This window comes from Pseudomonas sp. ok272 (genome assembly GCF_900109995.1).
Classification (GTDB): Bacteria; Pseudomonadota; Gammaproteobacteria; order Pseudomonadales; family Pseudomonadaceae; genus Aquipseudomonas.
Genome location: NZ_FOCB01000002.1, coordinates 268,678 through 290,970 on the forward strand (window position 1 = coordinate 268,678; position 22,293 = coordinate 290,970).

Annotated in this window: 17 protein-coding genes and 2 riboswitches; of the genes, 5 read left to right on the forward strand and 12 right to left on the reverse strand. The window is 64.3% G+C overall.

What is annotated here, in order from left to right:
* Positions 1 to 3 precede the first annotated feature (3 nt).
* From BMW74_RS04080 to cobW, 10 genes are all read right to left on the reverse strand, one after another.
* Positions 4 to 768 carry an IclR family transcriptional regulator gene (locus tag BMW74_RS04080; protein ID WP_093414018.1) on the reverse strand — a complete coding sequence of 255 codons (765 nt, stop codon included), beginning with the start codon at positions 766 to 768 and terminating at the stop codon, positions 4 to 6.
* 244 nt (positions 769 to 1,012) lie between these two features.
* Positions 1,013 to 1,402, reverse strand: coding sequence for a RidA family protein (locus BMW74_RS04085; RefSeq protein ID WP_093414021.1), 390 nt, complete (start codon positions 1,400 to 1,402; stop codon positions 1,013 to 1,015).
* 13 nt (positions 1,403 to 1,415) lie between these two features.
* Positions 1,416 to 2,213: an amino acid ABC transporter ATP-binding protein gene (locus tag BMW74_RS04090; RefSeq protein ID WP_093414024.1), complete on the reverse strand. Its 798-nt coding sequence runs from the start codon at positions 2,211 to 2,213 to the stop codon at positions 1,416 to 1,418.
* On the reverse strand, positions 2,210 to 2,872 hold the full coding sequence (locus BMW74_RS04095; protein WP_093414027.1) for an amino acid ABC transporter permease: 663 nt from the start codon (positions 2,870 to 2,872) through the stop codon (positions 2,210 to 2,212). Before BMW74_RS04095 ends, BMW74_RS04090 begins: the two co-directional genes overlap by 4 nt.
* A gap of 9 nt (positions 2,873 to 2,881) precedes the next feature.
* On the reverse strand, positions 2,882 to 3,544 hold the full coding sequence (locus BMW74_RS04100) for an amino acid ABC transporter permease (protein ID WP_093414035.1): 663 nt from the start codon (positions 3,542 to 3,544) through the stop codon (positions 2,882 to 2,884).
* A 52-nt stretch (positions 3,545 to 3,596) separates the two neighbouring features.
* Positions 3,597 to 4,445, reverse strand: a complete 849-nt coding sequence (locus BMW74_RS04105) for a transporter substrate-binding domain-containing protein (RefSeq protein ID WP_093414038.1) — start codon at positions 4,443 to 4,445, stop codon at positions 3,597 to 3,599.
* Between the two features lie 637 nt (positions 4,446 to 5,082).
* Positions 5,083 to 5,694: a vWA domain-containing protein gene (locus BMW74_RS04110; RefSeq protein WP_093414041.1), complete on the reverse strand. Its 612-nt coding sequence runs from the start codon at positions 5,692 to 5,694 to the stop codon at positions 5,083 to 5,085.
* A 53-nt stretch (positions 5,695 to 5,747) separates the two neighbouring features.
* A complete protein-coding gene (locus tag BMW74_RS04115; RefSeq protein ID WP_093414043.1) occupies positions 5,748 to 6,755 on the reverse strand; it encodes a magnesium chelatase ATPase subunit I in 1,008 nt (335 codons plus the stop codon).
* A 136-nt stretch (positions 6,756 to 6,891) separates the two neighbouring features.
* The gene (gene cobN, locus BMW74_RS04120; RefSeq protein ID WP_093414047.1) at positions 6,892 to 10,695 is read right to left on the reverse strand and encodes a cobaltochelatase subunit CobN; all 3,804 of its coding nucleotides are present in this window, start codon (positions 10,693 to 10,695) and stop codon (positions 6,892 to 6,894) included.
* Between the two features lie 3 nt (positions 10,696 to 10,698).
* Entirely contained in the window at positions 10,699 to 11,772 is a 1,074-nt protein-coding gene (gene cobW, locus BMW74_RS04125) for a cobalamin biosynthesis protein CobW (protein ID WP_093414050.1), read from the reverse strand.
* A 98-nt stretch (positions 11,773 to 11,870) separates the two neighbouring features.
* A riboswitch (cobalamin riboswitch) is annotated at positions 11,871 to 12,080 on the reverse strand.
* Positions 12,081 to 12,258: 178 nt separating this feature from the next.
* Positions 12,259 to 12,485, forward strand: a riboswitch (cobalamin riboswitch).
* A 118-nt stretch (positions 12,486 to 12,603) separates the two neighbouring features.
* On the opposite strand from cobW, the gene BMW74_RS04130 reads away from it, so the two are divergent.
* The 4 genes from BMW74_RS04130 to cobM all read left to right on the forward strand — a co-directional run bounded on the left by BMW74_RS04130 (position 12,604) and on the right by cobM (position 14,743).
* Positions 12,604 to 12,795: a CbtB domain-containing protein gene (locus tag BMW74_RS04130; protein WP_093414053.1), complete on the forward strand. Its 192-nt coding sequence runs from the start codon at positions 12,604 to 12,606 to the stop codon at positions 12,793 to 12,795.
* An 11-nt stretch (positions 12,796 to 12,806) separates the two neighbouring features.
* Positions 12,807 to 13,505 carry a CbtA family protein gene (locus tag BMW74_RS04135; protein WP_093414056.1) on the forward strand — a complete coding sequence of 233 codons (699 nt, stop codon included), beginning with the start codon at positions 12,807 to 12,809 and terminating at the stop codon, positions 13,503 to 13,505.
* Positions 13,502 to 13,915, forward strand: a complete 414-nt coding sequence (locus BMW74_RS04140) for a cobalamin biosynthesis protein (RefSeq protein WP_093414058.1) — start codon at positions 13,502 to 13,504, stop codon at positions 13,913 to 13,915. The genes BMW74_RS04135 and BMW74_RS04140 overlap by 4 nt, the downstream gene beginning before the upstream one ends.
* Before the next feature lie 81 nt (positions 13,916 to 13,996).
* The gene (gene cobM, locus BMW74_RS04145; protein ID WP_093414061.1) at positions 13,997 to 14,743 is read left to right on the forward strand and encodes a precorrin-4 C(11)-methyltransferase; all 747 of its coding nucleotides are present in this window, start codon (positions 13,997 to 13,999) and stop codon (positions 14,741 to 14,743) included.
* 189 nt (positions 14,744 to 14,932) lie between these two features.
* Here cobM and nfuA read toward each other — a convergent pair whose 3' ends face one another.
* A complete protein-coding gene (nfuA, locus tag BMW74_RS04150; RefSeq protein ID WP_093414064.1) occupies positions 14,933 to 15,517 on the reverse strand; it encodes a Fe-S biogenesis protein NfuA in 585 nt (194 codons plus the stop codon).
* A gap of 225 nt (positions 15,518 to 15,742) precedes the next feature.
* On the reverse strand, positions 15,743 to 18,034 hold the full coding sequence (locus BMW74_RS04155) for a fatty acid cis/trans isomerase (RefSeq protein ID WP_093414067.1): 2,292 nt from the start codon (positions 18,032 to 18,034) through the stop codon (positions 15,743 to 15,745).
* Positions 18,035 to 18,328: 294 nt separating this feature from the next.
* Between BMW74_RS04155 and metH the strand changes: the two genes are divergently transcribed.
* The gene (metH, locus tag BMW74_RS04160; protein WP_093414070.1) at positions 18,329 to 22,039 is read left to right on the forward strand and encodes a methionine synthase; all 3,711 of its coding nucleotides are present in this window, start codon (positions 18,329 to 18,331) and stop codon (positions 22,037 to 22,039) included.
* The last annotated feature ends 254 nt before the right edge of the window (positions 22,040 to 22,293 follow it).

The following is a 22,293-nucleotide window of genomic DNA, read 5'->3' on the forward strand; positions in this document are numbered from 1 at the left end:
GGATTATTCGTTGATACGACGAGCCAGTTGGTTGGCGCTTTCAATCAGCACCCGGCGATAGTCGTGGTAATTGTTCTTCGCATCGACGCGTGGCGCGACGATGCACAGGGTGCAGATCGCGACGCCGCTGGGGTCTTTGACCGGGGCGGCGAAGCAATGGGTAAAGGTGTCGGCGACGCTGTCGAAGGAAAAGAAGCCCTCGGCGCCCGCTTGGCGGATCTCGGCCAGGAACTGCTCCAGCGCCAGGTGCGAACCGTCGGGCAGGACGAAGTCGTCGGCATCGATCAGGTCGACGATCTGCTGGTCGCTCAAGTGCGCCAGCAGCAGGCGTCCGGACGCGGTCCAGGGGATCGGCGCGTTCTCGCCGATGTCCGAGGAGATGCGAAAGTGGCGTTCGCCCTCCTTCATCAGCGCCACCGTGTACTTGCGCCCGTTGAGCAGGCACATCTGCGCGGTTTCGCGGGTCTGGCGCACGATCTCCTGCAACGCCTGGTCGGCCTCGCGGCTCAAGTCGAAGTGACGCAGGTGCGCCTGCCCGAGAAAATACAGCTGACGACCCAGGTAGACGTGGCCGTCCTTGCCCACCGGCTCCAGGATCCGCCGTTCAAGTAGGGACGCGACCAATTCGTAGACCGTGGACTTGGGGCTGCCGATGCCGCTGGCGATGTCGTTTGGGCGCAGCGGCTGGCCGACTTCCTTGAGGAAGTCGAGGATATCGAACGCCCGGTCCAGACCGCGGGCCCGGCGCTTGATGGTGTCTTCGGTCATGTCATCAGGTTCCGTTGCAAAGTCGCCGGGATAGTAGCTGGCCGTACGCGTGGTGTCAGTCAGAGACGCCCCTCACCCTAACCCTCTCCCCAAGGGGAGAGGGAACTGAGCGCGTTGTCTTACGCGATGCATCGACCTGAAAAGCCGAGTCGATTATGGATTCGGCGCAATACTTTCAGGTCGCTGCAGTCCTCAAATCGCCCCCGTTCAGCCCCCCTCTCCCCTCTGGGGTGAGGGGTGGCGATCACCCCTTCTTCTTGTACGCCACGCAATCGATCTCGACCTTGCAGTCGACCATCATGCTCGCCTGCACACAGGCCCGGGCCGGGGCGTGTTCGGGGCTGAAGTACTCGGCGAAGACTTTGTTGAAGCTCCAGAAGTCCCGTGGGTCGTCCAACCACACGCCGGTGCGCACCACGTCTTCCAGGCCGTAGCCGGCTTCTTCGAGAATCGCGATCAGGTTGCGCAGGGTCTGGTGGGTCTGCTCGACGATCCCGCCGGCAATGATCTCGCCGTCCACCGCCGGTACCTGGCCCGACACATGCAGCCAGCCATCGGCTTCCACGGCGCGGGCAAACGGACGGGCCTGGCCGCCACCGGCGGTGCTGCCGGTGCCGTAACGAGTGATGCTCATGGTGTCTCTCCTATTAAAAACGGGTGTTCTTGAGAAATTCCGCCAACCGTGGCGATTGCGGGCGTTCGAACAGCGCCTTGGGGGCGCCCTGCTCTTCGATCCGCCCTTGATTCATGAAGACGATTTTGTCCGAGACCTCAAAGGCAAAGCGCATCTCGTGGGTCACCAGCAACATGGTCATGCCATCCTCGGCCAGGCCCTTGATCACGCTCAACACTTCGCCGACCAACTCCGGGTCCAGGGCCGAGGTCACCTCATCGAACAGCATCAGGCTGGGGTTCATGGCGATGGCCCGGGCGATGGCCACGCGCTGTTGCTGGCCGCCGGAGAGCTGGCCGGGGAAGTGATTGCGGCGCTCCAGCAGGCCGACCCGCTCCAGCCATTTCTCGGCCAGGGCCACCGCCGCATCCTTGTGCAGCTTCTTGACCTTGAGCAGGCCCAGGGTCACGTTCTGCAACGCCGTGAGATGGGGGAACAGGTTGAACTGCTGGAACGCCATGCCGGTCATGGCCCGGTGCTGGGCGATGATTTTTTCCGGGTGGCGCTGGCGCTTGCCGTTGTGCTCGACGTAGCCGATGGATTCACCCTCGAGCAGGATCTGCCCACCCTGGAACTCTTCAAGCATGTTCACGCAACGCAACAGCGTGGTCTTGCCCGAACCGCTGGAGCCGATCAGCGTGACCACGTTACCGCGCTGCATCGTCAGGTCGACGCCCTTGAGCACTTCCACTTGGCCGTACTGCTTGTGCAGGCCGCGAATGTCCAGCAGCGCCGGGCCTGGGTTGAAGGTCGAAGCTTGAACGTCTGTCATGGCAGGGCCACCCGCTTTTCAATCTGCCGCCCGAGCAACTCGATGGCGTAGTTGATGATGAAGAAGAGAAAACCGGCGAACAGGTAGAACTCCAGGGTCATGAAGGTCCGGGCGATCACCTGCTGGCTACTGAGCAGCAACTCGGCCACGCCAATCACCGACAGCAAGGTCGAGGCCTTGACGATCTCGGTCGACGAGTTGACCCAGGTCGGCAGGATCTGCCGCAGTGCCTGGGGCAACAGCACGTAGCCCAGGGACTGATAGAACGTCAGACCGATGGCCTTGCCCGCCTCCATCTGCCCCGACGGCAGGGCTTGCAGCGCACCGCGCACGATCTCGGCCACGTGGGAGCCGCAAAACAGCGTCAGGCCCAGCACCCCCGCGCCAAACGCGCCGAGCTGCCAGCCCAGGACCGGCGCCATATAGAAGCAGGCCAGCACCAGCACAAACACCGGCGTGCCGCGGATCACGTCGACGTAGAAACGAAACGGCGCGCGCATCCAGAACGTGCCATAGGTCAGCACCAAGCCGGTGACCACGCCTATCAGGGTGCCCAGCACAATCGCCAATGCCGAGGCCTGGACAGTGGTCAAAAAACCTTGCCACAGGGTTTCGCGCGCCACCCATAACTCATGCAACCAACTGGGGGATTGATACATCACACGCTCCTATCGGCGGATCGCCAAGCGCTGCTCGACGTACCGCAGCAGCACGGCAATGAGGTAACAGGCCGCTACATAGAGCGCCGTGGTCACCAGCCAGGTCTCGATCACCCGGTAGCTCTCCACGTTGATCTTGCGCGCGTAATAGGTCAGCTCCGGCACGGCGATCGCCGCCGCCAGCGAGGTGTCCTTGAACAGCGAAATGAAGTTGTTCGACAGCGCCGGCAGCACATTGCGCAGCATCACCGGCACCGTGACGTAAGCCTTGACCTGCCACTCGCCGAGGCCAATGGCCAACCCGGCTTCACGCAGGCCCTTGGGAATGCTCAACAGCCCGCCACGGAACACCTCGGTCAGGTACGCCCCGGCATACAGCGACAGGGTGATAATGAACGAGGGGATTTTGTCCAGGCGAATCCCCAGGCTGGGCAAGGCGAAGTAGATCAACAGGATCAACACCAGGATCGGCGTGTTGCGCACCACCGTCACATACACCGACGCCAGGACCCGCAGGGCGCGGTGCCTGGAGAGCAAGGCAAACGCCATCAGCAGGCCGATCACGCACCCAATGGCGATCGACAGCAGCGCCAACTGCAGGCCCAGGCCGAGCCCCGCCAACAAGGTGTCGAAGTCACGCCACACGGCGGCAAAGTTCAACTGATAGTTCATGGTCAGTACTACCTTGAGCGGGGCGACTCAGGGCCGCCCCACTCGCATCGGATCACTTGAACTCAACCGGGAAACCGATTGCAGGCGTTGGCAGGTCCACCCCGAACCACCGTTTGAAGGACGCCGCGTAGGTCGGGAACTCGACGCCGGTCATGGCTTCATGCAGGGCGGTGTTGACGAAGTTCAGCCAGTCCTGATCCCCGCGCTTGACCGCACAGGCGTAGGTTTGCGGGCTCCAGGCATACGCCGGGCTGCGATAGCGGCCGGGGTTCTGCACCATCAGGTATTTGATCGAGGATTGGTCGGTGGCGGCCGCATCGGCCCGGCCCGAGTTGATGGCCTGGTAGATCAAGTCCTGGCTGTCGTACTGGTCGACCTTGGCCTTGGGCAGCGCCTGGTGCACCAACTCTTCGGCATAGACGTTTTGCAGCACCGCGACAGTGACCCCGTCGCCGGCGGCCTGCATGTCTTCGATCTCCTTGTACTTGCTGTTGGCCGGCAACAGCAACGCCACGCCTTCGCGGTAGTACGGCAGGGTGAAGGCCACCTGCTGCGCGCGGCTGGCGGTGACAGTAATGAACTGGCAGCTCATGTCGACCTTATCGGTCAGCAGATTGGGAATCCGCGCATCGGACGACTGCACCACGAACTCGACCTTGCTCGGGTCATTGAACAAACCCTTGGCGACGATCCGCCCGATGTCGATATCAAAGCCCTGCAATGTGCCGTCGGCCCCCTGGAAGTGCCACGGCGCATTGGTACTGCCCGTGCCCACGATCAGATGGCCACGCTTCAACACACTGTCGAGCTTACTGTCCGCCGCCTGGGCAACGCCCATGGCAGACGCACAAGCCGTAAAGAGAAAAACGCACGCTGTAAACAAGGAAGGTCGACGCTGCATGACGGGCACTCCAGGAGGCTGTTTATTCCGCTATACCGGAACACGATGTGTAACAGCGGAATAGACAGCAGAAAGTGTGCCACAGCCCACGCGGTGATTCCCAGCGCATTTGAAAGATGAAGTGAATCAACGAGATGGCACACACGACGACAAAGGCGTTACCCGGCCCACGGCGGATAAGCGCTACCGTTGGCTACACGGTGCGGGTAGGCGCGCTACAGGAACGAGCAGCGCACCACCCCGCCCCTCGATTTGAAGAACACTGGATCGATTGACCTCGATGGTGAATGTTCTGTCGCCTTCGCCGGCAAGCCCGATCCCACCCTGGTCCACGACGAACACACATCCCCTGTCAGGCCCGGACTCTTTGTGGGGCTTGCCCTAATGCCAGTCAGTTAAGCGAAACCCACGTGGGAGAGAGCCTGCTCGCGATAGCAGTAGGTCAGTCAACGGAGATGTTGGCTGTGTTGCCGTCTTCGCGAGCAGGCTCGCTCCCACAGGTTTGGCGCCTTAACTGACTGGCATTAGGGCTTGCCCGCGAAAGCGGTAAGTCTGGCGACATCGATGTTGATTGGGTTGGCCTCTTCGCGGGCAAGCCTCGCTCCCACAGAGAATCACTGGCTGGGCGCAAGATGACTCAACCCGGCAGCAACTGATCGATATGCCGATACTCGGCCTGTAACTGCGCCGCCAACACCTGGCTACGCCCCAGCCGGATCGGCCCGCGCTCGATGTCCAGCACCACGCTTGGGCAGTTGAGCGCAAGCAATGGCGGCCATGCCGGGAGTCGGCCATCGGTGACCAGCAGCAGACGCTGCTGCTCGGCCGGATAGCGTTTTTGCCGCTGGGCCAGCCATTGTCCGGCTTGCGCCAACGCTGCGAGCATCGGCGTGCCGCCTCCGGCGCCCAGCGTCTCAAGCCAGCCATGCAGGCTGGCAGAAGCTTTCAACCCCTGCACCTGCCAGGTCGGCGTGGCGCCACTGACCGTGAGCAACGCCAGCCGCGCCCGTTGTCGATAGGCATCGTCGAACACCTGCGCCAGCACCCCCTTGGCGTCGCTCAAGGCATGATGACGACGGGTAGAAGCCGAGGCGTCGACGATCACCAGCCACACCTCATGGGGCGCGCGGCAACGCAGGTGGAACACTAAGTCCTCACGCTGTCGGGGACGCCCCTTGAGCAAGGTGCCCGGCCAATTCACCGCCCCGCCCTGGGCCGCCTGGCGTGCACCCTGCCGGCCATGTTTCAGGTGCCCGGCACCGGGTTTGGCATTCGCCCCCGCGTCGGACCGGGGGCGAATGCCTAGGGCTTTTTTGGCCAGCTCGGCACTTCACGTCGAGCACCGGTCGGCAGGGCTTGGGCCGGCATCTCGCCCCACTGGCCCTGGCCTTCACTTGAGTTGCCGGCCTGCGCGGCGGGCGACTGCGGCGCTGGGGAAGACTGCGGCGCGGGCGTGCCCAGCTCGCGGCGACGGTGGCGCAAGGCAAACTCGGCCACCGCATCAATGTCCTGCTCGCCAATCGCCGCCGCCCCGCGCCAGGCGGCATGGGCGCGGGCCGCCCGCAGCCACACCAGGTCGGCGCGCAGGCCATCGACGCCGGCGGCGAAGCAGCGCTGCGTAATCCACTCCAGCGCTTGATCATCAAGGGGAATACTCGCCAACGCTGCACGAGCCTGTTCACAACGCGTGCGCAGTGCTTGTTGCTCGGGTTCCCACTGTGCGCAGAACGCCTGCGGATCCGTGTCGAAGTCCAGCCGGCGGCGGATGATTTGTCCCCGTTCCAGCGGCAACGTAAGGCCGCCGAGCACCACGTTGAGGCCGAAGCGATCGAGCAGTTGCGGGCGCAACTCGCCCTCCTCCGGGTTCATCGTGCCGATCAACACAAACCGCGCCGGATGCCGATGGGAAATGCCATCGCGCTCGATCAGGTTGGTGCCGCTGGCCGCCACGTCGAGCAGCAGGTCCACCAGGTGATCGGGCAACAGGTTGACTTCATCGACGTACAACACGCCACCGTCGGCCTTGGCCAATACGCCGGGGGAGAACTGCGCGCGGCCCTCGCCCAGCGCGGCGTCCAGGTCCAGGGTGCCGACCAGGCGTTCTTCGGTGGCGCCCAGGGGCAAGGTGACGAATTGGCCGCTGGCGAGCAGGTCCGCCAAGCCTCGGGCGAGCGTGGACTTGGCCATGCCGCGCGGGCCTTCGATCAGCACGCCACCGATCTTCGGGTCGATGGCCGTCAGGCACAGGGCGAGCTTGAGGTCATCGGCACCGACCACGGCGGACAGGGGGAAATGCAGGGTGTCGGTCATTGGCGTTCTCATGGTCGGTGGTATCTGGGTGGGAGCGGGCTTGCTCGCGAAAGCGGTGGATCAGTCAACATTGATGCTGAATGTGCTGCCCTCATCGCGAGCAAGCCCGCTCCCACAGGACTGAGTGAGCGCAACATCAGCCATCCTCTTCACTATCCAACAGCAACTGCTCAAGTGCCTCGCGGTACTCGCCCGGCTCCTGCCACAGGCCGCGCTGCTGGGCTTCGAGCAGGCGTTCGGTCATGTCGCGCAGGGCGTGGGGATTATGCTGGCGGACGAACTCGCGGGTCGACGGGTCGAGCAGATAGGCGTCGGCCAGCAAGGCGTATTGGTGGTCGTCGATCAGTTGCGTGGTCGCGTCGAAGGCGAACAGGTTGTCCACGGTCGCCGCCAGTTCGAACGCGCCTTTGTAGCCATGGCGCTTGACCCCTTCGATCCACTTCGGATTGGCCGCGCGGGAGCGGATCACCCGGTTCAGCTCTTCTTTAAGCGTGCGGATCCTCGGCAGGTCGGGCTGGCTGTGGTCACCGTGGTAGCTGGCCGCCGGCGCGCCGCTCAGGCTTTCAACCGCCGCGAGCATGCCGCCCTGGAACTGGTAGTAGTCGTTGGAATCCAGCAGGTCGTGCTCGCGGTTGTCCTGGTTTTGCAGCACCGCCTGCACCTGGCTCAGGCGCTGGGCGAACTGCGTGCGGGCGGCGGTGCCTTCATCGCTGCCGCCATAGGCATAGCCGCCCCAGTTCAGGTAGACCTCGGCCAGGTCGTCGCGGCTCTGCCACAACCGTCCGTCGATCGCGCCCTGCACGCCCGCGCCATAGGCACCCGGCTTGGCGCCGAAGATCCGCCAACCGGCCTGGCGCCCGGCCGCCTCCTCATCCACGCCGGACGCCATCAAGGCCTCGCGCTCGGCCCGCACCTTGGCCGCCAGCGGGTTCTGATCGTCGGGCTCATCCAGCGCCGCCACCGCTTGCACGGCCGCGTCGAACAGGCGGATCAAATTGGCGAAGGCATCACGGAAGAACCCGGAGACCCGCAGCGTCACGTCCACCCGTGGGCGGTCCAACAGGCTCAGCGGCAGGATCTCGAAGTCGTCGACCCGCTGGCTGCCCGTGGCCCACACCGGGCGCACGCCCATCAGCGCCATGGCCTGGGCGATGTCGTCGCCGCCGGTGCGCATGGTCGCGGTGCCCCACACCGACAGGCCAAGTTGGCGCAGGTGGTCGCCGTGGTCCTGCAGGTGCCGCTCCAGGATCAGGTTGGCCGACTGGAAACCGATGCGCCACGCGGTGGTGGTCGGTAGGTTGCGCACGTCCACCGAATAGAAGTTGCGTCCGGTGGGCAGCACGTCGAGACGCCCGCGACTCGGCGCGCCGCTGGGGCCCGCCGGGACAAAACGACCGGCCAGGGCATCCAGCAAGCCCTGCATCTCCGCCGGGCCGCAGGCGTCCAGGCGCGGCGCGACGACTTCGCGCAGGTGGGCGATGATCGCATTCACCTCGGACCAGATCGCGCCCCCCTCATCGACCGCTTCGCGAGCAGGCTCGCTCCCACAGGGATAAGGTTCGTCCAAGGCCTGCGTGATCAGTTGCGCAGCAAACCGCTCCAGGCGTTCGCGGGTGTCGCCCGCCGTGCGCCAGGCTTCGTCGCTCAGGCTCAGCAGTTCAGCCGGCTGGGGACCGGTCCATGGCGCGGACAGCTCACAGTCCAGCGGATCGAAACCCAGCGCGAACGCCTTGGCCAGGGCCCGCAGCAGGCTCGATTGCGCGCCACGCCCGTCGCCCCGGGGGATGCGCAGCAAGGCCAGCAAGGTGTCGATGCGCAGGCGCCCGCGGGGAGACTCGCCGAACACGTGCAGGCCGTCACGGATCTGCGACTCTTTCAAGTCGCACAGGTAGGTGTCCAGGCGCGGCAGCCAGATCGCCGCGTCGGCCTCGCTGTCGAGCTGGGCGTCCAGTTGCAGTTCGCGGTCGATGTGGGTTTCGCGCACCAGCTCGAGAATGTCGCGCTGCAGCTCCCGGGCACGGCGCGGGTCGAGCAACTGGGCTTCGTAGAACTCGTCGGCCAGCAGTTCCAGGTTGCGCAACGGGCCGTAGGTCTCGGCACGCGTCAGCGGTGGCATCAGGTGGTCGATGATCACCGCCTGGGTGCGGCGCTTGGCCTGGGCGCCCTCGCCCGGGTCATTGACGATGAACGGATAGATGTTCGGCAACGGGCCCAGCAAGGCGTCCGGCCAGCAGGTTTCAGACAGGCCGACGCCCTTGCCCGGCAGCCATTCGAGGTTGCCGTGCTTGCCGACGTGGATCAGCGCATGGGCGCCGTAGACTTTACGCAGCCAGAAGTAGAACGCGAGATAGCCATGGGGCGGCACCAGGTCCGGGTCGTGGTAGACCGCACTCGCGTCCACTTGATAACCGCGGGCCGGCTGGATGCCCACGAAGGTCAGGCCAACGCGCAGGCCGGCAATCATCATCCGCCCGCCCCGGTACATCGGATCGCTTTCAGGTGTGCCCCAACGCTCCAGCACCGCCTGTTGATTGGCTGCGGGCAAGGTGTTGAACATCGCCGCGTAGTCCTCCAGCCCCAGGCTTTGCTGGCAAGGACGCTGGTCGAGGGTTTCCAGGTCATTGCTGACCCCGCCGAGCAATTGCTGGATCAGCGCGGTGCCGCTGGCGGGCAATTCGGCCGGCAGCGGATAACCCTGGGCGTGCAGGGCGCGCAGGATGTTCAGCGCCGCGGCCGGGGTATCCAGGCCCACGCCGTTGCCGATGCGCCCATCGCGGGTCGGGTAGTTGGCGAGGATCAGCGCGACCCGCTTGTCGGCATTCGGCACCCGCGCCAGGTCGACCCAGCGCCGCGCCAGTTCGGCGACAAAGTCCATGCGCTCGGGTTGAGCGCGGTAGCAGACCACGTCCGATTGGCTGCGTTCGCTGCGCCAGGCCAGGTCCTTGAAGCTGATGGGACGGCTGATGATCCGTCCGTCCAGCTCCGGCAAGGCGATGTGCATTGCCAGGTCCCGGGGGCCGAGGCCCTGTTCGCTGGCGCGCCAACCCGGTTCATTGTCCTGGGCGCAGATGGCCTGGATCACCGGGATGTTGCGCCGGAACGGCCGCAGGTGCGGCGCTTCGGGGCTGGACTGGGCGAACCCGGTGGTGTTGAGAATCACACCGGCCTGGGCCTCATCCAGCCAATCCTCGACCGCCGCCAGGCAGCCGGGCTCCTTCAAACTGGCCACGGCAATTGGCAACGGGTTGAGGCCTGCCGCCTGCAAGCGCTGGCAGAACACATCGATGAACGCGGTATTGGCCGCCTGCAAGTGCGAGCGGTAGAACAACACCGCCGCCACCGGTTGATCGGCGTGCCAGTCGGCCTGCCAATCGTCCAGGGCGGCGGTGCTTTTAGTGGGGTGGTAGATCGTGGTGCGTGGCAACACCCGGGGCTCGGCCCAGGGATACGCGCGACCCAGCACGCCGCTGGCCAGGCAGTGGAACAAATCCAGCGCGTTGCCCAGGCCACCCTGGCGCAGGTACTGCCAGAGCCGGTCGCGGTACTCGGCCGGCACCGTGCTCAAGTCGCTGAGCTCCGGATCGGGGCGATCATCGCCCGGCACCAGGATCAGCTGCACACCACGCTGGGACAGCTCCACCAGCCGCTCGACGCCGTAGCGCCAATAGGCGATGCCGCCGTGCAACGAGATCAGGATCACCTTGGCGTGGCGCAGCACTTGGTCGACGTACAGGTCGACCGAAGCGTGATTCTGCACCTGCATCGGGTTGGCCAGGCGCAGGCTCGGGTAGTCGCCGGGCAACTGCTGGGCGGCCTCGGCCAGCAGCGCCAGGCTGGAGTCGCCACTGCACAGGATCACCAGTTCGGCGGGGGTTTGTCCGAGGTCGGCAATGGTGTCATCGGCGACGAAACCACCGGGCTGGGTCCTGAGCAGGTGCATGGTTTAGGCGCTCAGGGCCGCGCGCAGTTGCGCTTCGAGCACGGCGCCGTCGAGGTCCTGGCCGATCAGCACCAGGCGCGTGGTGCGTGCTTCGTCGCGGCCCCACTGGCGGTCGAAGTGCTTGTCGAACCGGCTGCCCACGCCCTGGATCAGCAAGCGCATCGGCTTGTTGGGGATCGCGGCGAACCCCTTGACCCGCAGGATGCCGTGCTTGACCACCAGTTGGGTCAGGGCGTCCAGCAGCAGGCTTTCGTCAGCTTGTGGCAGTTCGATGGAGATCGAGTCGAAGGCGTCGTGATCGTGGTCATCGTGATCGTCGTCGCCTTCACCGTGGTGATGGTCGTGGTGACTGTGGCGGCCATCGATGTGTTCCTCGGCGCTGGCGCCCAGGCCGATCAACACGTCCAGCGGTACACGACCGCTGCTGGCTTCGATGATCTTCACCGCCGGCGGCAGCTCCTCGGCCACTTCCAGGCGCACGCGGGCCAGGTCGGCGGGGCTGATCAGGTCGGCTTTGTTGAGGATCACCAGGTCGGCGCTGGCCAGTTGGTCGGCGAACAGTTCGTGCAGCGGCGACTCGTGGTCCAGGTTCGGATCGAGCTTGCGCTGGGCGTCCACTTGGTCCGGGAAGGCGGCAAAGGTGCCCGCCGCGACCGCTGGGCTGTCGACCACGGTGATCACTGCGTCAACGGTGCAGGCGCTACGGATTTCCGGCCATTGGAACGCCTGGACCAGGGGCTTGGGCAGCGCTAGGCCCGAGGTTTCGATGAGGATGTGGTCGAGGTCGCCGCGCCGTGCCACCAGTTCGCGCATCACCGGGAAGAACTCTTCCTGGACGGTGCAGCACAGGCAGCCGTTGGCCAGTTCGTAGACCCGGCCGTTGGCTTCTTCCTCGGTGCAGCCGATGGCGCACTGCTTGAGGATCTCGCCGTCGATGCCCAGCTCGCCGAACTCGTTGACGATCACCGCGATACGGCGGCCCTGGGCGTTGTCGAGCATGTGGCGCAACAAGGTGGTCTTGCCCGAGCCGAGGAAGCCGGTAACGATGGTGACGGGGAGTTTGCTCAGTGTTTTCATCGGATGCCCTATCGCTTAGGTGACGGGCATCGGGACGAGGACCGGCAGCGCGTACGCGTGCCGAGAGAGTTCGCCACCGGATCACCCCGCCCGGTTGTAGTGAGAATCTGTGTCGAGGCAGGTCTCCTGGCTGACGGTGGGCCGGTCTTTCGACTGGCGTTTTGCGCGCCTTCCCGCCGTGCTCCGGGGAGCTGGCAGTGGCATGGCACAAACGACACCGTTCACAGTTGCGGGGGCAGCCGCGGCATTGACCGCGTTCCCTTCTTAGCTTCGACCTGGGCCGAAGAACCTCGAATGCGCAAGGCTACGCATGGCGGGGGGGCGGGTCAATGTCTGGTGACGACCGCGTCGTTTGCTTGGCGAGCAGGCTCGCTCCCACCTTTGAAAGGCGCTCCCTCTGTGCGAGCGAGCCTGCTCGCGAAGAACGCGACACCGCTGCAAGCTGGGAACCCCTGCCATTTGACTCCCCGCCCCTGCCCATGCTCTCCTACCCGACTTGTTACGGGTGCCCTGCAAAGGGTGAAACGGGAAACCGGTGAATCATGTGCTTGCAGTCGCAGCCATGTTATTCCGGTGCTGCCCCCGCAACGGTAAGCGAGCGAAGCGTCAAATCCACTGTGCCGGCATTCGGCATGGGAAGGAGATGCTTGCAGGTTTGGCTTAAGGCCAGCCCCTCGTGAGCCCGGAGACCGGCCCGTAACATCACGTGTTCCTTGAAGAACCACGACTAACAAACCCGCGGTGGGCGGGCGCTGTTTCGGACCCCTGCGTGCCTGTCTCGCGGGGTTTGCATGCGCTCGACTTGCCCCTGAATCAGCAGAGGGAAGCGCCATGTCAACCATCAGCAGCACCCGCCACGCCAGCGCCAGCACCACAACCACCGTGAGCCAACGCATCGTTGCGGCCGTCAGTGCCTCGATCCTGGGCATTTGCCTGGTGTACTTCGCTGGTTTCTCGCACATCGAAGCCGTGCACAACGCCGCGCATGACACCCGTCACAGCGCCGCCTTCCCGTGCCACTGAGACCTGCCTCCATGATCAAGCGTATTGCTCAAACCGCAGGGTTCAGCGGGCTGCTCGCCGCCCTGTTGCTGACCCTGCTGCAAAGCTTTTGGGTCGCCCCGCTGATCTTGCAGGCCGAGACCTACGAGAAGTCCGAGCCGGCCGTCGTTGAAGTGCATGCCCACGCCGACAACGCCACGGCGGCCCACAGCCACGACACTGAAGCCTGGGAACCGGCAGATGGCTGGCAGCGCGTGCTGTCGACCACCGGCGGCAACCTGGTGGTGGCCGTCGGCTTCGCGCTGATGCTGGCCGGTCTCTACACCTTGCGCACCCCGAGCCGTACCTCCCAGGGTTTGCTCTGGGGCCTGGCCGGTTACGCGACGTTCGTCCTGGCGCCGACCCTCGGCCTGCCACCGGAACTACCGGGCACTGCGGCGGCCGAGCTGGCGCAACGGCAGATCTGGTGGGTCGGCACGGCAGCGTCGACCGCCGTGGGCATTGCCCTGATGGTGTTCGGCAAGAGCTGGCTGTTGAAGGTTCTGGGCGTTGCGATCCTGGCCGTACCCCACGTGATTGGCGCGCCGCAACCGCTGGTACATTCGATGCTCGCGCCCGAGGCACTGGAAAGCCAGTTCAAGATCGCTTCGCAGTTGACCAACGTGGCGTTCTGGCTGGCCCTGGGCCTGATCAGCGCGTGGCTGTTCCGCCGTGGCCAGCATCCGGCATGAGTGAGCCCAGCGCAGCGCCGACCCTGGTGGTCGGCCTGGGCTGCCAGCGCGGCTGCCCGGCCGCCACGCTGCGCGCCTTGCTCGATCAGGCGCTTGAGGCGCATCACATTGAGTTGCAGGCCGTGTTGGCGCTGGCCAGTATCGATCTCAAGCGCGACGAGCCGGGCCTGATCGAACTGGCGGCCCAACTGGCGCTGCCACTGACGACGTTCAGCAGCGCCGAGTTAGCCGGCTACCAGTCGCAACTCAGCCACTACTCGCAGATCGCCTTCGAGCGCACCGGCTGCTACGGCGTCGCGGAAAGCGCGGCCCTGGCCCTGGCCGAACAGATGGCCCTGGCACCGGCCAAGCTGCTGATCCCACGGCAAAAATACGCCCAGGCCACCTTTGCATTGGCCGGCACCGCGTAAAATCCCCGATAATCCTCGCCTTCGATCATGAGCAACCTTCATCTGGAGCCTTGCCTTGACCCTTTTTCACAGGAGCCGGCCATGACCGTCTACTTCATCGGCGCAGGTCCCGGCGACCCGGAGCTGATCACCGTCAAGGGCCAGCGCCTGATCCGCCATTGCCCCGTCATCATCTACGCCGGTTCCCTGGTGCCCGAAGCGGTGCTGGAGGGGCATCAGGCCAGTTGTGTGGTCAACAGTGCCGAGTTGCACCTGGAACAGATCATCGACGTGATCAAGCAGGCCCACGACAACGGCCAGGATGTGGCCCGCGTGCACTCCGGCGACCCGAGCCTGTATGGCGCGATTGGCGAACAGATCCGGCACCTGCGCGAGCTGGGCATCCCGTTCGAGATCATCCCCGGCGTCACCGCCACCGCCGCCTGCGCCGCCTTGCTGGGCGCCGAACTGACCCTGCCGGACATCTCCCAGAGCGTGATCCTGACCCGCTACGCCGACAAGACCGCGATGCCCGCCGGCGAAGCGTTCGGCAGCCTGGCCCAGCATGGCGCGACCATGGCGATTCACCTGGGGGTCAATCACCTGGAGAAGATCGTCACCGAACTGTTGCCCCACTACGGCGCCGATTGCCCGATTGCCGTGGTGCACCGGGCCAGCTGGCCGGACCAGGATTGGGTCACCGGCACACTCACCGACATTGCCGAAAAAGTGCAGGCCAAGGGATTCCGGCGCACGGCATTGATTTTGGTGGGCCGGGTGTTGGCGGCGGATCACTTCAGCGAGTCGTCACTGTATCGGGCGGGGCATGCGCATTTGTATCGCCCCTGAGTCTGTATAGACCCCTTGTGGGAGCGAGACCGGCTTGCCGGCGAAGAGGCCGGCACATTCACTATCAAGGCTGGCTGGCCCACCGCTTTCGCGAGCAGGCTCGCTCCCACGGGGGATGCGAGCTGATCATCCCAGGCACAAAAAAACGGCGCTCACGGGGCGCCGTTTTTTATGTTCGCAGCGAACGCCTTAGTAGTAGGCGTTTTCTTTCTGCGTGTGGTCGGTGACGTCGCGTACGCCCTTGAGCTCGGGGATGCGCTCAAGCAGGGTGCGCTCGATCCCTTCCTTCAAGGTCACGTCCGCCTGGCCGCAGCCCTGGCAACCGCCGCCGAACTGCAACACCGCAATGCCGTCCTCGACCACCTCGATCAGGCTGACCTGGCCGCCGTGGCTGGCCAGCCCCGGGTTGATTTCGGTTTGCAGGTAGTAGTTGATGCGCTCGTTGACCGGGCTGTCAGCGTTGACCATCGGGACTTTGGCGTTCGGCGCCTTGATGGTCAGTTGGCCGCCCATGCGGTCGGTGGCGTAGTCGACCACGGCATCGTCCAGGAACGCTTCGCTGAAGTGGTCGATGTAGGCGGTGAAGCTCTTGAGCCCCAGCGCCGTGTCTTCGGGTTTTTCTTCGCCCGGCTTGCAGTAGGCAATGCAGGTTTCGGCGTACTGGGTGCCAGGCTGGGTGATAAAGACGCGGATGCCGATCCCGGGGGTGTTCTGCTTGGAGAGCAGATCAGCCAGATAATCGTGGGCGGCGTCGGTGATGGTAATGGCGGTCATGGAAATTCCTCGCAGGCTTGGGCGCAGTTTACGCCAATCATCGCGCCGGACAAAGTCCTAGTATTTTTGTCGGAAAAGTACACTGGCCTCGACTGGTGCTCAAGGCAGGCCTGCCGTGGGAGCGAGCCTGCTCGCGAAAGCGGCGGATCAGACAACATTGATATCGAATGAACGACCGTCTTCGCCGGCAAGCCGGTCTCGCTCCCACAGGGATTTGCTCGTGTGTCAGAGGTTCTCGTAGCGATTCATGTCCAGCACGCCCTCTTCCACCGGGTCGGTTTCCTGGAGGTAGCGGCTCAGGTCGTGGAAGTACACCCAGAACAGCGGATGGCTGCGGCGAATGCCCCAGCGCTCGACGATTTTTTCGAAGCGCTGGGCATCCTTGGCGCTTTCCATCTGCGCGACGAACTGCGGCACCTCATCGGCCGGGATGTTGAACATGAAGTTGGGGTAGCTGCTCAGCACGCCGGGATACAGGGTCAAGGTGTCCAGCCCCGGCTGGTAGCGCAATGACTCGCCGAGCATGAACGCCACGTTGCTGTGGGCGCGATTGCGCAGCAGGCTGTAGACCGCGCGCTGGCCGCTCTTGGTTTCGATGCGCAGCATCGTGGCCTCGGGCAACTGGTCAATCACCCTGAGCCCCGCTGCCGGGCGTGACGCCAGGCGGCTCAGGGCCTGCTCGGCGCCCTGCAGGGCCGGGTCGATGTTGGGTCGTGAGCAGTAGGCACCGGCACAGCGGTTGATCGGGTCAGGCCGCGCGTTCAAGTCACCGTAGCGGGCCAGCAATTGCGTGGTGAAGTCGCGCTTGGGGTCCTTGGGATCGAGCTTGAGCGCGGTCGGCGTGTCGTCGTCGATGCTTTCGTAGTCGAGCCACATCTTGAACTTGCCGCTGCTCTGGTACCAATCGTCGAGATAGCCGTCACGGGAGTCAGCGGGCATCAGGCGCAGGAAGTTCTGCTCGGCACCATTGCGTATCAGGTCGAAGTACAACCGGGTCTGGGCCTGGTGCGAGACATTGCCGAACACGTCGAAGTTGACCGCCAACTGGTAATACGTGCGTTCGAGCAACGGGAAGTCGAACAGCCACATCGTTTGTGGCACGTCGCCGATCAAGCCCTTGGTCACCGAGGCGCTGTCGAAGTGGCGGAAGATGCTGAGCAAGGCGTTGTCGTTGCCGGCCCACAGGTTCGACCAACTGGGCGCTGGCGCCTGCGCATAGCTGTCGCGGCGCAGGGCTTCGTATTGGTTGCGCTTGTCGCGGTAGGCGTGCCACAGGCTCAAGACACTGCCGACATCGTCGTTCTGCCCGGGCATGGCCAGCAACGGCGTAGCCTGCGCCCGGTAGTTGGGGTCGACCACGTACAGGTCATGTTCCGGCGCCTGGAACAACGCCCAGAAGTTGTCGCGGATCACGTCGGTCGCGATCTGCCCACGGCACACCGGGCCGCGGATGAAGGTGCGCACGAAGTACTCGGCGTTATCGAGCATGAACTGATAGCGCGCCTGCACCGGGATCGCCTGGAACGTCTCGAACGGGTTGGCCCGGCGCTCCGGGCCGTAGCCGGGCAAGGCGTCGACGGTCCAGTCGCCGCTGTAGAACAGGCTCTTGACCCGCGCCATCTTCGCCGGGCTCAGCGGATAGGTGATGTGGGTCTTGTGCACGATCACCCCCTGCACCGGCCACAGGCGATAGTAGATCTGGGTGCCCGGGTCGTCGTTGGGGCGCCGGCTGTTGATCAGGTCAATTGGCTGGCCGGTGGGGGTACGCGAGCGCACCCACTGGAAGAAATGCCCCGGCTCGCCGTCCTTGAAGTACAGGTGCGCAAGAAACCAGTGCTCGAACAACCAACGTGCCACCAGGCTTTGCCGGGCGCCCGGTGCATTGAGCAGGTTCTCCCATTGCACCACCTGCATTGCCTCTTGCGCACTCGGCGCCAGGCCTTGCTCGTCGATGGGCGCGCCGGAGGCCAGCCAGCGTTGCAGGGTCTGGTATTGCTGGGTGGTCAGGCCGGTCACTGCCAGTGGCATGCCTTCTTTCGGGTGCTGGCTGGCGTAGTCGTCGAACTCACTCGGCTGCGAGCACATATTGGCCCGGTTCAGGCCCAGGACGATCTCTTCCGGCAGCTTGGCGTTGGGTTGCAGCGGGGTCTGGTGACCCAATTCCAGCATGCGTGCCATCAACCCGGCCTGACTGGCCTGGGCGTCGAGCACTGAATAGAAGCCCTGGTGTTGCCAGGCCGCCGTGCCAAACGCGTCGTAGAACAAGCGGGTTGGCTGCGCGGCCTTGCTGCGCTCACCCAGGTACACCGGAATCTTGGTCGCGCCCCGCGCCGCGCCCTCGCCGCTGCCCAGGTTGAGCTGACAGGCGGCGTCGTAGCAGGCGTGGCAGGCCACGCATTTCTCGGTGAAGATCGGTTGGATATCGCGGGTATAGGAAATCGCCGGCACCGGGCCTTGGGCACGGGCAGCGCTGCCGATGAGCAGCACACAGAGGCAGATGAAAGCGCGATACGACATGTCCTTGGGTCCCGATCATAAAAAAACGCCGCGATTCTACCGCAGTGCCGTTGACTTAAAACCGTCTCGACGTTGAACCGACACCTGTGGCGAGCGAGCGTGCTCGCGGTGGGTCGCGCAGTGGCCGCAAAAATAGCGACTGCTGCGCAGTCCAGCGCGAGCACGCTCGCTCGCCACACCGTGAACACCTACCCTTAACATGAGCGATATTCATGTAAAAGCGCCTTATGCACTAAAAGCGCGCAGGTTTGCTATCATCTCGGCCCTCCGTTATGGCCTTTCCAGGTAGTCCTCATGTCCGATCGCAGTGCTCGCCTCCACGCCCTCAAGCAAGCTCTCAAAGAGCGCATCCTGATCCTCGATGGCGGCATGGGCACCATGATCCAGAGCTTCAAGCTCGAGGAGCAGGACTACCGTGGCAAACGCTTCGCCGACTGGCCAAGCGACGTCAAGGGCAACAACGACTTGCTGGTCCTCAGCCGCCCGGATGTGATCGGGGCGATCGAGAAGCAGTACCTGGATGCCGGCGCCGACATCCTGGAAACCAACACCTTCAATGCCACCCAGGTGTCCCAGGCCGACTACGGCATGCAGAGCCTGGCGTATGAGTTAAACGTAGAAGGCGCCCGCCTGGCGCGCAAGGTGTGCGACGCCAAGACCCTGGAAACCCCGGACCGCCCGCGTTTCGTCGCCGGCGTCCTGGGCCCGACCAGCCGCACCTGCTCGCTGTCGCCAGACGTCAACAACCCCGGCTATCGCAACGTCACCTTCGATGAACTGGTGGAGAACTACACCGAGGCCACCAAAGGCCTGATCGAAGGCGGCGCCGACCTGATCCTGATCGAGACCATCTTCGACACCCTCAACGCCAAGGCCGCGATCTTCGCCGTACAGGGCGTCTTCGAAGAGTTGGGTGTCGAGCTGCCAATCATGATCTCCGGGACCATCACCGATGCCTCCGGCCGTACCCTGTCGGGCCAGACCACCGAAGCCTTCTGGAACTCCATCGCCCACGCCAACCCGATCTCGGTGGGCCTGAACTGCGCCCTGGGCGCCCGCGAACTGCGTCCCTACCTTGAAGAGCTGTCGAACAAGGCCAGCACCTACGTCTCGGCGCACCCCAACGCCGGCCTGCCCAACGAGTTCGGCGAATACGACGAGTTGCCGGCAGAGACCGCCAAGGTCATCGAAGAGTTCGCCCAGAGCGGTTTCCTCAATATCGTCGGCGGTTGCTGCGGCACCACGCCGGGGCATATCGAGGCCATCGCCAAGGCCGTTGCCGGCTACGCGCCGCGGCAGATCCCGGACATTCCCAAGGCCTGCCGCCTGTCCGGCCTGGAGCCGTTCACCATTGATCGCAACTCGTTGTTCGTCAACGTCGGCGAGCGCACCAACATCACCGGCTCGGCCAAGTTCGCCCGCCTGATCCGCGAGGACAACTACACCGAGGCCCTGGAAGTCGCCCTGCAGCAGGTCGAAGCCGGCGCCCAGGTGATCGACATCAACATGGACGAGGGCATGCTCGATTCGAAGAAGGCGATGGTCACCTTCCTCAATCTGATTGCCGGCGAGCCGGACATCTCGCGCGTACCGATCATGATCGACTCCTCCAAGTGGGAAGTGATCGAAGCCGGCCTCAAGTGCATCCAGGGCAAGGGCATCGTCAACTCCATCAGCATGAAGGAAGGCGTCGAGCAGTTCATTCATCACGCCAAGCTGTGCAAGCGCTACGGCGCCGCCGTGGTCGTCATGGCCTTCGACGAAACCGGCCAGGCCGACACCGAAGCGCGCAAGAAAGAGATCTGCAAGCGCTCCTACGACATCCTGGTCAACGAAGTGGGCTTCCCGCCGGAAGACATCATCTTCGACCCGAACATCTTCGCCGTCGCCACGGGCATCGAGGAGCACAACAACTACGCGGTCGACTTCATCAACGCCTGCGCCTACATCCGCGACGAACTGCCCTACGCCCTGACCTCGGGCGGGGTGTCCAACGTGTCGTTCTCGTTCCGTGGCAACAACCCGGTGCGCGAGGCGATCCACTCGGTGTTCCTGCTGTATGCGATCCGCAACGGCTTGACCATGGGCATCGTCAACGCCGGCCAGTTGGAGATCTACGACCAGATCCCGAGCGAGCTGCGCGACGCCGTGGAAGACGTGGTGCTCAACCGCACCCCGCACGGCACCGACGCCCTGCTCGCCATCGCCGACAAGTACAAGGGCGACGGCAGTGTCAAGGAAGCCGAGACCGAGGAATGGCGCAGCTGGGACGTCAACAAGCGCCTGGAACACGCGCTGGTCAAGGGCATCACCACCCATATCGTCGAAGACACCGAAGAGTCGCGCCAGTCGTTCAAGCGTCCGATCGAAGTGATCGAGGGCCCGCTGATGTCGGGCATGAACATCGTCGGCGACCTGTTCGGCGCCGGCAAAATGTTCCTGCCGCAAGTGGTCAAGTCCGCCCGGGTGATGAAGCAAGCGGTGGCGCACTTGATCCCGTTCATCGAACTGGAGAAAGGCGACAAGCCCGAAGCCAAGGGCAAGATCCTGATGGCCACGGTCAAGGGCGACGTGCACGACATCGGCAAGAACATCGTCGGCGTGGTGCTGGGCTGTAACGGCTACGACATCGTCGACCTCGGCGTGATGGTGCCGGCCGAGAAGATCCTGCAAGTGGCCAAGGAGCAGAAGTGCGACATCATCGGCCTGTCCGGGCTGATCACTCCGTCGCTGGATGAGATGGTCCATGTCGCCCGCGAGATGCAGCGCCAGGACTTCCACCTGCCGCTGATGATCGGTGGCGCGACCACGTCCAAGGCCCACACGGCGGTGAAGATTGAACCCAAGTACAGCAACGACGCCGTGATCTACGTCACCGACGCTTCGCGCGCCGTGGGCGTGGCCACGCAGTTGCTGTCCAAGGAGTTGAAGCCGGCGTTTGTCGAGAAGACCCGCCTGGAATACATCGAGGTGCGCGAGCGTACCGCCAACCGCAGCGCCCGCACCGAACGCCTGAGCTACCCGGCCGCGATCGCCAAGAAGCCGCAGTTCGACTGGAGCAGCTACACCCCGGTCAAGCCGACGTTCACGGGCACCAGGGTGCTGGACAACATCGATTTGAAGGTGCTGGCCGAGTACATCGACTGGACGCCGTTCTTTATCTCCTGGGACCTGGCCGGCAAGTTCCCGCGCATCCTCACCGACGAAGTGGTCGGTGAAGCGGCCACGGCGCTCTACGCCGATGCCCAGGAAATGCTCGCCAAGCTGATCGACGAGAAGCTGATCAGCGCCCGCGCGGTGTTCGGCTTCTGGCCGGCCAACCAGGTGCACGACGACGACCTGCAGGTCTATGGCGATGACGGCCAGCCATTGGCGCGCCTGCATCACTTGCGCCAGCAGATCATCAAGACCGACGGCAAGCCGAACTTCTCCCTGGCCGACTTTGTCGCGCCGAAAGACAGCGGCGTGACTGACTACGTCGGCGGCTTCATCACCACCGCCGGGATCGGCGCCGAAGAAGTGGCCAAGGCCTACCAGGACGCTGGCGACGACTACAACTCGATCATGGTCAAGGCCCTGGCCGACCGCCTGGCCGAAGCCTGCGCCGAGTGGCTGCACCAGCAAGTGCGTAAAGAACACTGGGGCTATGCCAAGGACGAGGTGCTGGACAACGAAGCGCTGATCAAAGAGCAGTACAGCGGCATCCGCCCTGCCCCCGGCTACCCGGCCTGCCCGGATCACACCGAGAAATCGACGCTGTTCAAGCTGCTGGACCCCGAGGCCAGCGAAATGCAGGCCGGGCGTAGCGGCGTGTTCCTGACCGAGCACTACGCGATGTTCCCCGCCGCAGCTGTCAGCGGCTGGTACTTCGCTCACCCACAAGCGCAGTACTTTGCCGTGGGCAAGATCGACAAGGACCAGGTCCAGAGCTACACCGCGCGCAAGGGCCAGGAACTGTCCGTGACCGAACGCTGGCTGGCGCCGAACCTGGGGTATGACAACTGATCGCAACGATCAACTGTGGGAGCGAACCTGCTCGCGAACGCGCGAGCAGGCCCACCACCCTGGTCCACGGCGAACACACATCCCGTGTCAGGCCCGGATTCCTTGTAGGAGCGAGGCTCGCCCTAATGCCAGTCAGTTAAGCGAAAACCACGTGGGAGCGAGCCTGCTCGCGATAGCAGTAGGTCAGTCAACGGAGATGTTGGCTGTGTTGCCGTCTTCGCGAGCAGGCTCGCTCCCACAGGTTTGGCGCCTTA